This window comes from Pseudomonas sp. LPB4.O (assembly GCF_038383825.1).
In the GTDB taxonomy this organism is placed as follows: Bacteria; Pseudomonadota; Gammaproteobacteria; order Pseudomonadales; family Pseudomonadaceae; genus Aquipseudomonas; species Aquipseudomonas putida.
The window spans coordinates 747,845-762,715 of the sequence record NZ_CP151298.1 but is presented as its reverse complement, the minus strand read 5'-3'; the positions used below and the strand labels follow the sequence as shown (position 1 = coordinate 762,715).

The following is a 14,871-nucleotide window of genomic DNA, read 5'->3' as shown; positions in this document are numbered from 1 at the left end:
TGGGGCTGCTTTGCAGCCCATTCGCAGCACAAGGCTGCTCCTACAACCGACCGCGATCTCCTGTAGGAGCAGCCTTGTGCTGCGAATGGGCCGCAAAGCGGCCCCCGGCATCAATCAGGTCTCAGGATGAAACTGATAATCCCCCAGATTCCGGCACCGCTCGCCATTGATCCGGCGCAACTGGGCCTGCAGGTGCAAGCACCAGATCTGCGGGTCTTCGGATACCTGGTAGCCATGCAAGGTCAGGCTGTCGACAATGGCGTTAAGCACCGATTCGGCCACCAACGGCCCATGAAACGGCCCTTGAGCCTTGATCGCGGAAGGTTGCTCACCGGCCATGCCGGCGGCGAACAGCAGCGTCCACATGCCGTTATCCCCGGCCAGTGGGCGAATGCTGCATTCGATGCGGGTCACCAGGCCCAGGCACTGGCGTGTGAGGCTGAGGTTGCGCATGGCCGCGTCCCCTCCAATAAGCCTTGTTCAGCCTGAACACCAGGCTGTTTCCATCCTGAACGCTGATACCGTCCTTAAGTTCCAGCATAGAATAACAGCACAAAAAGATGGAAAACCGGCGCTGAACGGTAGCACATCGCCGCCAGCGCCGGTTTATTGACTCAGGCCGGTTTGGCCTGGGCAATCACCTCTTCCAGGCGTTCTTTTTCTGCCTTCTCGATGTCTTCCTCGCTGATCATTTCGGCGATTTCACGCAGGCGTTCCACCACCCGGGCGTTGACGCTGCCCTCGGTAAACAGGCCCTGGTCATCAAGTACCCCGGCCTCCTCGCCCACCAGCAGGCTCAGCGCCTCATCGGCCTGGCTGACCGCGTAAACGTGGAACATGCCGTTCTCCACAGCCTGCAGCACGCGCTCGTCGAGCATGAGGGTGGCTACGTTGGCACGCGGAATGATCACCCCCTGCTCGCCGGTCAGGCCACGCGCCTCGCACAGGCGGAAGAAGCCCTCGATCTTCTCGTTGACCCCGCCCACGGCCTGCACTTCACCAAACTGGTTGATGGAACCGGTGATGGCGAAGCACTGCTTGAGCGGCGTGCGCGACAAGGCCGAGATCAGCGTGCACGCTTCGCCCAGCGAGGCGCTATCACCGTCCACATAACCGTAGGACTGCTCCAGGGCGATACTCGCGGAAATCGCCAGCGGGAATTCCTGGGCATAGCGGCTGCCCAGGTATCCGGTGAGGATCATCACACCCTTGGAGTGGATCGGCTGGCCAAGGTTGACCTCGCGTTCGATGTCGACAATGCCGCTGCCGCCCGGGTACACGGTGGCAGAGATACGGGCCGGCATACCGAACGCCGAATCGCCCACTTCCAGCACGGTCAGGCCGTTGCACTTGCCGATGGCCGCCCCTTCGGTATCAATCAGGATGATGCCGGCCAGCATGTCGTCCAGCACCCGCTGCGAAACACGCCCGGTGCGGGTGGCCTTGGCCTTGAGCGCACGTTCGATATGCCCGGCGTCGGTCATTTCGTCACTGGCCAGCTGACGGATGAAATCGGCTTCGCTGACCAGCTGGAACAGGTCGCCGATACGCGCCGACAGGCGTGACTGGTTCTCTGCCAGGCGGGCGCTGTAGGTGGCCAGGCGTGCTACCGCGTCACTTGTCAGCGGCGCCATGCCCTCTTCGTTGGTACGGGTGCGCAACAGCTGGGCGAACTGCTCCAGGTTCTCGTCGACCATGGGCATGTCTTCGTCGAAGTCCACCAGCACGCGGAACATCTCCTGGAAGTCCGGGTCGTGGTCCTGCAGCGCGTAGTACAGCTGGCGTGAGCCGATGATCACCAGTTTCACGTTCAGCGGAATCATCTGCGGCTGAAGGCTGACGCTGGCCACACGGCCCAGTTCACCGATGGGTGACTCCATCTTCAGCTTGCGCGACTGCAGCGCACGCTTGAGCGCATCCCACACGAACGGCTCGCCGAGCATTTTCTCGGCTTCAAGAATCAGGAAGCCGCCGTTGGCACGGTGCAACGCGCCTGGGCGCAACTGGCGGTACGAAGTGTAAAGCGCGCCCTGGTCGGTGCTGTATTCGATACGGCCGAACAGGTTGTCGTACGTCGGGTGCGGCTCGAACACGACCGGCGCGCCCCCGGCGGCATGGTGGCCGACCACCAGGCTTGGAGCGTACTGCTCTTCAAGCAGCTTGCGCGCAGCGGCGTCGGTCTTGCTGTCGTCGACCAGTTGCTCGACCACGGTGCGCAGCAGGTTCAGCTGCACCGACTGCAGGTAGGCGCACACCGCTGCGTTCTCGGCGTACTTTTCCGACAGCGGCGCGAGCAACGGCTGCAAGGCCAGGGTGATGGTTTCTTCGTTGAGCTGGCGCAGCTGGTTGTTCGACTCGCGCTTCCATTGCGGCAGGCTGGCCAGCTCTTCGTTCAGCTGTTCCTCGAGCGAGGCAATGTCTTGGTGGAACTGCTCGCGCACCGCTTCCGGCAACTGGGCGAACTCGGCTTCATCCAACGCCTTGCCATCGGCCATCGGCGTGAAGGCGACGTTGCTGGCGTCGCGGTACAAAGCGACGTCCTTTTCCAGCGAGGCCCGCTCGATTACATCCAGGGCACGGTCGTAGCGCTGGTTGAAGGCACGGTCGATAGCGCCTTTCTTCTGTTGGTACGAGGGGTGCTCGAACACTGCCGGGAAGGTGGACAGCAGGTTGTCGATCAATCCGCCCATGTCGCTGATGAACTCGGCAGCGCTGCCAGACGGCAGCTCCAGCGCGCGGGGTTCCCGGGTATCGTCGAAGTGGTTGACGTAGACCCAGTCGGCCGGGGTCTGCTGGCGCTTGCCCTCAGCCTTGAGGTAGCGCTTGACGAACGAGAAGCGCCCAGTGCCGGGCTCGCCCATCACGTACACATTGTAACCGGGGCGCGGCATGGCCACGCCGAACTGCAGGGCCTCGACAGCACGTTCCTGGCCCAGTACTCCGCGAAACGGCTCCAGATCGTCGGTATGGGTAAAGGCAAACTGCTCGGGGGAGAAACGCCGGGTCAGGGCTTCAGGCGCGAGACGCAGGCGCGCAGCGACAGGATCGGGCATTGGGTTTCCTTACTTCGGCGGGGCAGATGAGCAGCATTCTGGCGCTGCCCGCGCGCGCCTTGCAAGGCTCCATGGGACTTTATGTCGCAGCCGGTGCAGGTCATGTCACAGCAAATTTTTCGCAATCAACAACGCAACCTTTAGATCGTGCCTAAACTCCAAGCTGCGCGGGTGGGTGAAAAGCTTTCCCGACCTGGCAACCGAGTTGCCAGAAACCCTGACCCTTGGTTAAGACAAAGAGAACAAATGCTATGAAACGGATTCTTCTGGGTACTCTGTTCACCGTGGTCTCGCTGAACGCCATGGCCGAAGCGCCAGGCGGCCCGAACTGCGGTTGGGGCAACATGCTGTTCGAAGGCCAGCGTGGCACTCCGGCACACTTCCTGGCTTCTACCACCAACGGCACATCCGGTAACGCCACCTTCGGCATGACCTCCGGCACCAACGGCTGCTCGACCAAGGCTTCGCTGACCTACGGCGGCAAGTCCTGGTTTGCCATGAATGGCATGATGAACGAGCTGTCCGAAGACATGGCCATGGGCCAGGGCGAAGCACTGACCACCTATGCCGTAGTGCTTGGCGTGGCCCCGGAAGACCGCGTCTACTTCAACTCGGTTACCCACCAGCACTTCAACCAGATCTTCAGCAGCGCCGATGTCACTGCCGAAACTGTCCACACCAACACCCTGGCCGTTCTGAAGAGCGACCCACGCCTGGCCAAATACGCTACCGAGGCCTAAGCACTGCTGTTCCCGCCCCCCACGGGGGCGGGTTTCGCCTTTTTCGGCATCGTGAAGAAGTAGTTGCCCGATATGCTCAAACGCCTCGCTTCCCTGGCGCTGTGTGCCTGCGCCCCTGTTCATGCCGCGCCCGTGCTGGATCAAGGCCGTCTCCAGCAACTGGCCAATACCCCTTACTGGCACGCCATTGGTCACTACGAAACCGCCAAGCTCGGCGGCTGGCGTAGCTATGTGGATGATGATGCCTTCTTCCTCGCCGAGGACGGTGCGCACCACCCCGACCAAGAGCTGCAAGCCACGGTCGAAGCGCTGTATGCCCCGGCCAGCCTCGGCGACAAGCACGCGCAGTGCGTGTTCCCCGCGCGTACCCGCTGGCTGCGCGAGCAGCTCGACCTGCAAGGCTTGCCGCAGCCGGACTGCCAGGAGTTCAAGACCTGGTACCAGTCCATCGACCCGCACAGCGCCGCGTTGATCTTCCCGGCGGCCTACCTGAACAGCCCCTCGTCAATGTTCGGCCACACCCTGCTGCGCATCGACCAGTCCAGCACCCGCAACGACGACACCACGCTGCTGAGCTACGCGATCAACTTCGGCGCCTACATCGAAGGCAGCGACAACAGCATCCTGTACGCCTGGAAGGGCCTGATGGGCGGCTACCCAGGGCTGTTCGCGCTGATGCCCTACCAGGAAAAACTGTCCGAATACCGCAGCCTGGAAAACCGCGACCTGTGGGAATACCAGCTGGACCTCACCCCCGAAGAAACCGGGCGCATGGTCGAGCATGTGTGGGAGTTGAAGCAGATCCAGTTCGACTACTTCTTCTTCGACGAAAACTGCTCCTATCGGCTGCTGGAGCTGCTGCAAGTGGCTCGGCCAAGCCTGGACCTGACCTCGCAGTTCCCGCTGACCGCCATCCCGACCGATACGGTCAAGGCCGTGAAACAGTCCGGCCTGGTCGCCAGCGAGGTCTACCGCCCTTCCCGCGAACGTGAGTTGCTGGCCCGGGCGGAGCCACTGGACCACGACGAAAAGCGTCAGGTGCTGGCCGTGAGTGCCAACACTGCAAAGTTGCAGAGCCCTGAGTTCAAGGCCCTGCCCCGCGAACGCCAGGCGTTGGTACAAGACGCCGCCTATCGCCTTGAGCGTTACCGGGCCAATGGCCAGGAACGCGACCCTGGGCAGGCGAAACGCAGCTTTGAGCTGCTGCGGGCGATCAACAGCAACCCGCCGCCGCCCTTGCAGATCGAGCGCCCCGGCCTGCCCGAGGATGGCCATGACTCACGCACCTGGCAACTGGGCGTGGGCACCCGTGAAGACCGCGCCTACGCCGAGTACGGCCTGCGCATGGCCTACCACGACCTGAACGACAATGCCTACGGCTTCCCGCTGGGGGCACAAATCGAGATCCTGCAGCTGAAGGTGCGCCAGTACGAGGGTAATGACTGGCAGGTGCAGCGCCTGGACCTGGCTACCATTCGCTCGCTGACACCTCGTAACGAGCTGCTCAAACCCTGGTCGTGGCAGGTGGCCGGCGGCCTGGAGCGAGTGCCGGGCAAGCATGATGACGAGGTGCTGGTAAGCCACGTGAACGGCGGCGCCGGTGGCACCTGGCAACTGGCCGACGGGTTGCTGGGTTTTGCTCTGGGTACGGTGCGGGTCGAGCATCACAACGACTTCGCCCAGTTCATTGCCCCGGCGGCGGGGTTCAATGGCGGCCTGCTGTGGCGCAACGGCTTGGGCAACCTGACGCTGGAGGCCAAGGGTGATTACTTCACCAACGGCGAAGTGCGGCGCAGTGTGAGCTTGAACCAGCAGTGGGAGCTCAGCCAGAACCTGGGGCTGCGGTTGAGTGCCTCGCGCGAGTTCAGCCACCTGGCTACCGCACAGAACGAGATAATGCTCGAATTGAAGTGGTACCACTACTGAGTGATCCAATCGACTCTTTGACACCGTTTTGACAGCTCCTCGACAAATGGCCACCTAGACTTTCCACTATCTACGGGAGGGTCTGGTGGTCATGTCGCGGTACTGGTTCGGCGTGTGCATTGCGTTGTTGCTGTCAGGTTGCGAAACCACTCACGAGCAGATGCTCAACCATGGTTACCCCCCTGCCTATGCCGATGGCTTTGAGGATGGCTGCAGCAGCGGCCGGCAGGCGGCCGGGCTGATGGTGGGCGGCTTCAGCAAGAACGTGCCGCGCTACCTGCACGAACGCCAGTACGAAACCGGCTGGGACGACGGCTTCCGCCAGTGTCATGCCATGCAGAACAGTGAAGAACAGCGCGAGTACCACGAACGCTTCTGGGACCAGCGCGACCGCGATTGGGAGCAGGAAAAGGACCGCGGCGCCGCCAAGGCTTATCGCCACAACTGAGTCGCAAACGGACATTCCTTGAAACCGGCGGCCTGCCATGATGGTCTCCTGCACATAGGAGGCCCTGCATGAGCCGAGCATTCGTCAACGAAGACCAGGCTGCCGCCCAGGCCGACCAGCCGGTCGAGCGTCGCGTCAGCGAACAACCCAACTACGTCACCGCAAACGGCCTGCGCCAGCTCCAGGCCCGCGTGGCCGAGCTTAATGCCTTGCGCAGCGAACTGCAGGCGCAGGGCGAACGTGGCGACAAGCAGCGGCTGGCCGATACCGAGCGGGACCTGCGTTACTTCAGTGCGCGAGTGCAGAGTGCCCAGGTGGTGCCGGCAGCCACCTCACACAGCAAGGTGCAGATTGGTAGCCGGGTGCGGTTTGTCGATGCCAAGGACCAGGAGCAGGTGGTGCAACTGGTGGGCGAGGACGAATCGGATGCCGGGCGGGGGTTGATCAACTGGGGTTCGCCGCTGGGGCGGGCGTTGCTGGGCGCGGGGCCTGGGGATGAAGTGGTTTGGCGGCGGCCGGTGGGGGATCAGGTGATTGAAGTGGTCGGGATCGAGGGTGAGCCCTGAGGAGGCCGCCGTGCGGCCCCCAAAAACTTCAGGTCAGACTACGCCTTGGGCCAGCATCGCATCAGCCACTTTCACAAAGCCTGCGATGTTCGCACCTTTGACGTAGTTGATACGGCCATCCGCTTCTTCACCGTAGTGCACGCAAGCATGATGAATCGACTGCATGATGTTGTGCAGCTTGCTGTCCACTTCCCCGGCAGTCCACAGCAGGCGCATGGCGTTCTGCGACATTTCCAGGCCCGACACAGCCACGCCGCCGGCGTTGGAGGCTTTGCCCGGGGCATACAGGATGCCGGCGTCCAGGAAGATATCCACAGCTTCGAGAGTGGTCGGCATGTTGGCGCCTTCGGCCACGCAGATGCAGCCGTTGCGCAGCAGGGTGCGGGCGTCTTCGGCGCCCAGCTCGTTCTGCGTGGCGCACGGCAGGGCGATGTCGCACGGCAGGCTCCACGGGGTCTGGCCCTTGCGGAACTCCAGGCCGTACTGCCCGGCCAGTTCGCTCAGGCGGCCACGCTTGACGTTCTTCAGCTCCATCAAGGCGTCCCACTGGGCATCGGACAGGCCGGCTTCGACGTACAGGGTGCCTTCGGAGTCGGACAGCGAGATCACCTTGCCGCCCAGGTCCATCACTTTACGCGCCGCATACTGGGCCACGTTGCCCGAGCCGGAAACCGCCACGCGGCGGCCGTCGATACGCTTGTCCTGGCGCTTGAGCATTTCTTCGGCGAAGTACACGCAGCCGAAGCCGGTGGCTTCCGGGCGGATCAGGCTGCCGCCGTAGGTCATGCCTTTACCGGTCAGCACCGACGTGAACTGGTTGGCCAGGCGCTTGTACTGGCCAAACATGAAGCCGATTTCGCGGGCACCCACGCCGATGTCGCCGGCCGGTACGTCGCAGTCAGCGCCGATGTGACGGTACAGCTCGCTCATGAACGCCTGGCAGAAGCGCATCACTTCGGCGTCGCTCTTGCCTTTCGGGTCGAAGTCCGAGCCGCCCTTGCCGCCGCCCATGGGCAGCGAGGTCAGGGAGTTCTTGAACACCTGCTCAAAGGCCAGGAACTTCAGCACGCTGAGGTTCACCGACGGGTGGAAGCGCAGGCCGCCCTTGTACGGGCCGATGGCGCTGCTCATCTGGATGCGGTAGCCGCGGTTGACCTGCACCTTGCCCTGGTCATCGACCCAGGAAACGCGGAACAGCACCGCGCGCTCAGGCTCGACCATACGCTCGAGGATGCCCGATTGCAGGTAGTGGGGGTTGGCTTCAAGGAACGGCCACAAAGTGCGTAGCACCTCTTCCACCGCCTGGTGGAATTCCGGTTGGCCGGGGTCACGCTGTTGCAGGCGTGCAAGGAAATGGTCGACAGATTCGATCATGGTAGACATCTCACCAAGAGGATTGGACTTATTGGTTTTTTTTCGAATGTACCAAGAAGCAATCGCACTGGAATAGGGCGAAATGTCGTTTTTTTGAAATTATTTGGTGCGTTTTATATAAGTGTATACAAAGCACGCGCTCGATCAGCTGTTTTCCCGTTTGAGCGAAGCACGAAAATGGGGCCACCAAGGGCCCCATTCTTGTGCATCAAAAAACCGGCTTACTGGGCCAGTTTCTTGTGCCGTACACGGTGCGGCTGGGCAGCAGCATCGCCCAGGCGCTTCTTGCGGTCAGCTTCATACTCGGTGTAGTTGCCTTCGAAGAACACCACGTTCGAGTCGTCTTCGTACGCCAGGATGTGGGTAGCCACACGGTCCAGGAACCAACGGTCGTGGGAAATCACGATCGCAGCGCCCGGGAAGTCCAGCAGGGCTTCTTCCAGCGAACGCAGGGTTTCGACGTCGAGGTCGTTGGACGGTTCGTCGAGCAGCAGGACGTTACCGCCCTCCTTCAGGGTCAGGGCCAGGTGCAGGCGGCCACGCTCACCACCGGACAGGTCCTTGACGAACTTCTGCTGGTCGCCACCTTTGAAGTTGAAGCGGCCAACGTAAGTACGCGACGGGATCTCGTAGTTGCCGATGCGGATCTGGTCGGAACCGTCAGAAATCTGCTGGAACACGGTCTTGGCGCCGTCCAGGTCTTCGCGGCTCTGGTCCACGCAGGCCAGTTGCACGGTTTCACCGATCTCGATGCTGCCCGAGTCCGGCTGTTCCTTGCCCATCAGCATGCGGAACAGGGTCGACTTACCGGCACCGTTACCACCGATCACGCCGACGATGGCGCCTTTAGGCATGGCGAACGACAGGTTGTCGATCAGCACGCGGTCGCCGTAGCCTTTGGAGACGTTCTTGAACTCGATGACCTTGTCGCCCAGGCGCGGACCAGCCGGGATGTAGATCTCGTTGGTCTCGCTGCGTTTCTGGAATTCCTGCGACTGCATTTCTTCGAAGCGCTGCAGACGGGCCTTGGATTTGGACTGGCGAGCCTTGGCGCCTTTGCGCACCCACTCCAGTTCCTCTTTCATGGCCTTCTCGTGGGCGCTCTGCTGCTTGGATTCCTGCGCCAGACGGTCCGACTTGGCTTCCAGCCAGCCCGAGTAGTTGCCTTCGTACGGGATGCCGGCGCCGCGGTCCAGTTCCAGGATCCAGCCAGCGACGTTGTCGAGGAAGTAACGGTCGTGGGTAATGGCTACCACAGTGCCTGGGAAGTCGTGCAGGAAGCGCTCAAGCCACGCCACCGAATCGGCATCCAGGTGGTTGGTCGGTTCGTCGAGCAGCAGCATGTCGGGGGCCGACAGCAGCAGGCGGCACAGGGCCACACGGCGCTTTTCACCACCGGACAGGTGTTCGATTTTTGCGTCCCAGGCCGGCAGGCGCAGGGCGTCGGCGGCCACGTCCAGCTGACGCTCCAGGTTGTGGCCGTCGGCGGCCTGCAGGATGGCTTCCAGCTTGGCCTGCTCGGCGGCCAGCTTGTCGAAGTCGGCATCCGGGTCGGCGTAGGCGGCGTAGACCTCGTCCAGGCGGGCCTGGGCGTCCTTGATCACGCTGACCGCTTCCTCGACCACTTCACGCACGGTCTTGGTCGGGTCCAGTTGTGGCTCCTGCGGCAGGTAGCCAACGTTGATGTCGGGCATCGGACGGGCTTCGCCGTCGAATTCCTTGTCGACGCCCGCCATGATCCGCAGCAGGGTCGATTTACCGGCGCCGTTCAGGCCGAGCACGCCAATCTTGGCGCCCGGGAAGAACGACAGGGAAATGTTCTTGAGAATTTCCCGCTTCGGCGGCACGACCTTGCTCAGCCGATGCATGGTGTAGACGTATTGAGCCAAAACCAAGCCCTCTAATTCAGATAGGTAAAGACATCGACGATCGCCCAGGCAGCATGGCCAGGGGGATGCGTGTTCGGGTGTCATTGAACAAAGTCGACCATTCTACGCCAACGCGCGGCGTTGCATAGGAGGGGTCGAGGGTGGGGGGATCCCAGAGAAGATGCTATTGCCTGTACCGGCCTCTTCGCGGGCACGCCCGCTCCCACAGGTTCACCACAGGGCCTGAGCAATCCGTGATCCCTGTGGGAGCGGGCGTGCCCGCGAAACGGCCGGCACAGCAGCCGAGATGGCTCAGACGTGGCGCTGTTTGGCCTTGCCCCGCGGCAAACGGCAACGGTCGCCCTGCCCGGCCAGGCGCGCGGCCCAGGCGGACTTCACGCTGAAGCCGCCGCTGCGGGCAGGTTGCTGCTCGGCCACATTGGCAGGTTTGGCCGGTTTGGCAGCCGCAGGCGCAGTGCTGACCACCTTGGCAGCAGGCTTGACCGCCGCCTCTGCCGGCGCTGGCGCTGCTGCCGCCTTGGCGGTCTTGCGCAGTTCAGCCAGCGAGGGCGCTTTGCTCTTGGCGCTGGCGCCAGCGTCAGGTTTGACCAGCGAGCGCTGGCAAGACTTGCAGGATACGTCCTCGGTCACGGCAGTGCTGACAAGGGTCTGACTGCTGCGCCCACAGGCGGAATCGAGGCCATTGGAGGAAAAGTGAGTAACCAAAACCGAACATCTCCGATGCGTTGTCATGTATAGCGGGCGCTATTCTCGCACAGGTTGCAGGGGCTTGCCGAACCACCGGGCCGGCACCATCGGTCAACACGGCTGGCACTTTGCCATAATCCTAGGCATGCTAGCCGGTTTCGGGTGTCCGGCCTTATAGTGCGCCACCGTTGTGCGCCACCAGACACCGGCATACACCGTGCATGATGCTTCCCTGCCATCGCCAGCCCAATCGCAGGATCAACGCTTGACCAACCTTACTCATCCGTCGACATTGCGTACCGCGTCACAGGCGCCCGCCGCTACCCTGCGCGGGTCGGTCAAGGGTGCGCTGGCGATGCTTGCCCTGATACTGCTAGGCCTGCTGCTGTGGCAGCTTTTTGCCCAGTTCAACCACACCCAGGCCGACCTGCGCAAACAAAGCCTGGACGCCACCGCGGAACTGGCCGACCACCTGAGCCTGAACATGGCGTTCAAGGCGCAGCAGGCGGTAAATGTGATGCAGCCTTACGTCAATCCGCCGACGCCCGACGCCCTGCCGGGCCTTGTGCATACCTTGCGCGAGCGCCTGCCTGCCCTGCAGAGCGTGGCCTGGCTGGACAGCGCAGGGCAACTGCGCGGCGACAGCCTGGCCGGCAGCCCTGACCGGAAGTTGCTTGACGAGTTGCTCACACTGAACCAGGGCCGCCCGTACTTCTTCACCAATTCCGCCGACAACCGCACCCTCTATCTGCTACTGCGTCAGTCCCCCGAGCAGGACCGTGGCTTCTGGCTGCTGCGCCTTTCGCCGGACTACTATCGCACCCTCACCGTCCACCTCGATGGCGCCGGCCACCCCCTGTGGCTGCTGGAAAACAGCCGCAGCGGCGAGGTACTGCAACGCCACGCGCCGGCCGACACCGGCAGCGAGCCGCTACAGAGCGTGATGCTGGCCTTTATCGACAACAGCACCTGGCAGCTGCGCGGCCTGTTCGACGCCCAGCTGACCCAGCAGAAACTGCTGCCTGCACTGATCGGCAAATGCCTGCTGGTGCTGTTCTGCGCCCTGCTGCCAGTGCTGGCCCTGATCAACATGCGCCGCCGCCAGCGCGCGCTGCAGGAGGACCGCCGGCGCTACCAGGAAATTTTCGAAGGCACCGGCGTGGCCTTGTGTGTGCTCGACCTGTCCAGCTTGCCCAGCCAGCTCGACCGCTACCACCTGCGCAACCGCGCCGCGCTCAAGCACAGCCTGGCCCTGGACCCGAACCTGCGCCGCTCGCTGCTGCTGGAGCTGAAAATCACCGAGGTCAACCAGGTTGCGCGCCAGTTGCTGAACATCAACTGCCACGAAGGTGCCTGGCAGCGGCTGATCGACGGCACGGGCGATGGCCGCGACAGCATCGGCATGCAACTGATCGACGCGCTGATCGAACAACGGCCACTGCTGGAGCTGGAAGTACGCCTGCCGGCGCCGCTGGGCGGCGAGCTGCACCTGTGGCTGATGGCACGCCTGCCGCAGCAGCGCCGCGACTACCAGGCGGTCATTCTCAGCATCAGCGACATCACCAGCCGCAAGCAGGTAGAGCTGTCGCTGCTGGAGCGCGAAAGCTTCTGGTCGGACGTGGTGCGCACCGTCCCCGACCAACTGTACGTGCAGGACGTGCTCAGCCAGCGGATGATCTTCAGCAATCGCCACCTGGGCCAGACCCTGGGTTACGACCGCACCGAGCTTGCACAAATGGGCGACCGCTTCTGGGAATTGCTGCTGCACCCCGAAGACGCCGCGCACTATCAGGCCCTGCGCCAGCAACAGCGCGATAGCGGCCATGACCACCCGCTGCACTGCCAGTTACGCTTTCGCCACCGTGATGGCGGCTGGCGCTGCTATGACATCCGCGAGCAGGTGCTGACCCGAGACGCCGAAGGCTTGGTAACGCGCATCATCGGCGTGGGCAAGGACGTGACGGTGCAGATAGAGGCCAGCCAGTCGCTGCGCGACAGCGAACAGCGCTACCGCATGCTCGCCGAAAGCATCAGCGACGTGATCTTCTCCACCGACAGCCTGCTCAAGCTCAACTATGTCAGCCCTTCGGTGCAGAGCGTGCTGGGCTACCAGGCCGACTGGATTTTTGCCAACGGCTGGCAGTCGATCATCGCCAACCCGGCCCAACTCACCGGCATCTACAGCCTGATGGAGCGCGTGAGCAAGGCCATGAGCGACCCGGTTCAGCTGGCCCAACTGCGCAGCCAGCTGCCGACCCAGCTGTTCGTGTTCGACTGCCTGCGCGGCGATGGCCGCAAGATCCCAATCGAGCTGCGCCTGGTGCTGGTGTGGGACGACGACCAGCGCTTCGAGGGTGTGCTTGGGGTAGGCCGTGACATCAGCCAGCAACGCCGCGCCGAAAAAGACCTGCGCATGGCCGCGACGGTGTTCGAGCATTCCACTTCGGCCATTCTCATCACCGACCCGGCCGGTTATATCGTGCAGGCCAACGAGGCGTTCAGCCGCGTCAGCGGTTACGCCGTCAGTGAAGTGCTCGACCAATTGCCGGGCATGCTCACCGTCGACGAACAGCAGGAAGGCCACCTGCGCTATGTGGTAAAGCAACTGCACCAGCGCGGCAGTTGGGAGGGCGAGGTGTGGCTCAAGCGCCGTGACGGCGACCACTACCCGGCATGGGTCGGCATTACTGCGGTACTGGACGACGAAGGCGACCTGGCCAGCTACGTGTGCTTCTTCACCGACATCAGCGAACGCAAGGCCAGCGAACAGCGCATCCACCGCCTGGCCTACTACGACGCCCTCACCCACCTGCCCAACCGCACGCTGTTCCAGGACCGCCTGTACAACGCGCTGCAGCAGGCCGAGCGGCAGAAGGCGTGGGTGGTGCTGATGTTCCTCGACCTCGACCGTTTCAAGCCGATCAACGACTCCCTCGGCCATGCCGCCGGCGACCGCATGCTCAAGGACATGGCCCTGCGCCTGCTAGCCTGCGTGGATGACGACGACACTGTGGCGCGCATGGGCGGCGACGAGTTCACCCTGTTGCTGCAACCGCGCGCCAGCCGCGAACTGGCGCTGAACCGCGCCATCCACGTGGCCGAGAACATCCTCGGCAGCCTGGTGCGGCCGTTTGTACTGGAAAACCGCGAGTTCTTCGTGACGGCCAGTATCGGCATCGCCCTCAGCCCGCAGGATGGCAGTGAGCTGAGCCAGCTGATGAAAAACGCCGACACCGCCATGTACCACGCCAAGGAACGCGGCAAGAACAACTTCCAGTTCTACCAGGCCGAGATGAACGCCAGCGCCCTGGAGCGCCTGGAGCTGGAAAGCGACCTGCGCCACGCCATGGAGCAGAACGAGTTCATTCTTTACTACCAGCCGCAATTCAGCGGCGACGGCAAGCGCCTGACCGGCGCCGAAGCACTGCTGCGCTGGCGCCACCCCACCCGGGGCCTGGTGCCGCCGGGCGACTTTATCCCGGTGATCGAGGAACTGGGCCTGGTGGTGGACGTGGGTGACTGGGTGCTGCGCGAGGCCAGCCGCCAGCTCAAGGCCTGGCACAAGGCGAAGGTGCGGGTGCCGAAGGTGTCGGTGAACATTTCGGCACGACAGTTCTCCGACGGCCAGCTGGGCACGCGGATTGCCAACATTCTTGAAGAAAGCGGCCTGCCGCCGGCCTGCCTTGAGCTGGAGCTGACCGAAAGTATCCTGATGCGCGAGGTGAACGAGGCGCTGCAGATTCTGGCCAGCCTGAAAAACCTGGGCCTGAGCATTGCGGTTGACGACTTCGGCACCGGCTACTCATCGCTCAACTACCTCAAGCAGTTCCCCATCGACGTGCTGAAGATCGACCGCACCTTTGTCGACGGCCTGCCCGAGGGCGAGCAGGACGCGCAGATAGCCCGGGCGATCATCGCCATGGCCCACAGCCTCAACCTGGCGGTAATCGCCGAGGGCGTTGAAACCCACGAGCAGCTGGAGTTCCTGCGCGAGCATGGCTGCGACGAAGTGCAGGGCTACCTGTTCGGGCGGCCGATGCCGGCACACCAGTTCGAGGCGCAGTTCTCCAACGAGACACTGTTCATGTTCCATTGATGCGGTACCTGCACTGGCCTCATCGCCGGGCATATGCGCCCCAAAAAATGGACCTGAGAGTCAGCTCCGGCACCCACCCAGCCCAGATACGG

At 63.1% G+C, this 14,871-nt stretch carries 10 protein-coding genes; 5 read left to right on the top strand and 5 right to left on the bottom strand.

All coding sequences use genetic code 11. The features are described 5' to 3' along the window. Positions 1–114: 114 nt before the first annotated feature. A complete protein-coding gene (locus tag MRBLPB4O_RS03430) occupies positions 115–453 on the bottom strand; it encodes a hypothetical protein (RefSeq protein WP_016484826.1) in 339 nt (112 codons plus the stop codon). A 161-nt stretch (positions 454–614) separates the two neighbouring features. Beyond that, complete coding sequence (locus tag MRBLPB4O_RS03425) at positions 615–3,053, bottom strand: AAA family ATPase (protein ID WP_341797522.1); 2,439 nt, start codon at positions 3,051–3,053, stop codon at positions 615–617. A 251-nt stretch (positions 3,054–3,304) separates the two neighbouring features. On the opposite strand from MRBLPB4O_RS03425, the gene MRBLPB4O_RS03420 reads away from it, so the two are divergent. The 4 genes from MRBLPB4O_RS03420 (at position 3,305) to MRBLPB4O_RS03405 (ending at position 6,733) form a co-directional block, all read left to right on the top strand. Next, positions 3,305–3,793, top strand: a complete 489-nt coding sequence (locus MRBLPB4O_RS03420; RefSeq protein WP_016501548.1) for a DUF3015 domain-containing protein — start codon at positions 3,305–3,307, stop codon at positions 3,791–3,793. A 72-nt stretch (positions 3,794–3,865) separates the two neighbouring features. After that, a complete protein-coding gene (locus tag MRBLPB4O_RS03415) occupies positions 3,866–5,719 on the top strand; it encodes a DUF4105 domain-containing protein (RefSeq protein ID WP_341797521.1) in 1,854 nt (617 codons plus the stop codon). A 91-nt stretch (positions 5,720–5,810) separates the two neighbouring features. Then, positions 5,811–6,167 carry a lipoprotein gene (locus MRBLPB4O_RS03410; RefSeq protein WP_041167873.1) on the top strand — a complete coding sequence of 119 codons (357 nt, stop codon included), beginning with the start codon at positions 5,811–5,813 and terminating at the stop codon, positions 6,165–6,167. A gap of 68 nt (positions 6,168–6,235) precedes the next feature. After that, on the top strand, positions 6,236–6,733 hold the full coding sequence (locus MRBLPB4O_RS03405; RefSeq protein WP_341797520.1) for a GreA/GreB family elongation factor: 498 nt from the start codon (positions 6,236–6,238) through the stop codon (positions 6,731–6,733). 33 nt (positions 6,734–6,766) lie between these two features. Here the strand turns inward: MRBLPB4O_RS03405 and gdhA are convergent, their stop codons facing one another. The 3 genes from gdhA to MRBLPB4O_RS03390 form a co-directional block, all read right to left on the bottom strand. Then, on the bottom strand, positions 6,767–8,107 hold the full coding sequence (gene gdhA / locus MRBLPB4O_RS03400) for an NADP-specific glutamate dehydrogenase (RefSeq protein WP_341797519.1): 1,341 nt from the start codon (positions 8,105–8,107) through the stop codon (positions 6,767–6,769). Between the two features lie 221 nt (positions 8,108–8,328). Beyond that, entirely contained in the window at positions 8,329–9,996 is a 1,668-nt protein-coding gene (gene ettA / locus MRBLPB4O_RS03395) for an energy-dependent translational throttle protein EttA (protein WP_016501553.1), read from the bottom strand. Between the two features lie 291 nt (positions 9,997–10,287). Continuing rightward, positions 10,288–10,701 carry a hypothetical protein gene (locus tag MRBLPB4O_RS03390; RefSeq protein WP_341797518.1) on the bottom strand — a complete coding sequence of 138 codons (414 nt, stop codon included), beginning with the start codon at positions 10,699–10,701 and terminating at the stop codon, positions 10,288–10,290. A gap of 247 nt (positions 10,702–10,948) precedes the next feature. On the opposite strand from MRBLPB4O_RS03390, the gene MRBLPB4O_RS03385 reads away from it, so the two are divergent. Then, positions 10,949–14,779: an EAL domain-containing protein gene (locus MRBLPB4O_RS03385; protein ID WP_341797517.1), complete on the top strand. Its 3,831-nt coding sequence runs from the start codon at positions 10,949–10,951 to the stop codon at positions 14,777–14,779. Positions 14,780–14,871 lie beyond the last annotated feature (92 nt).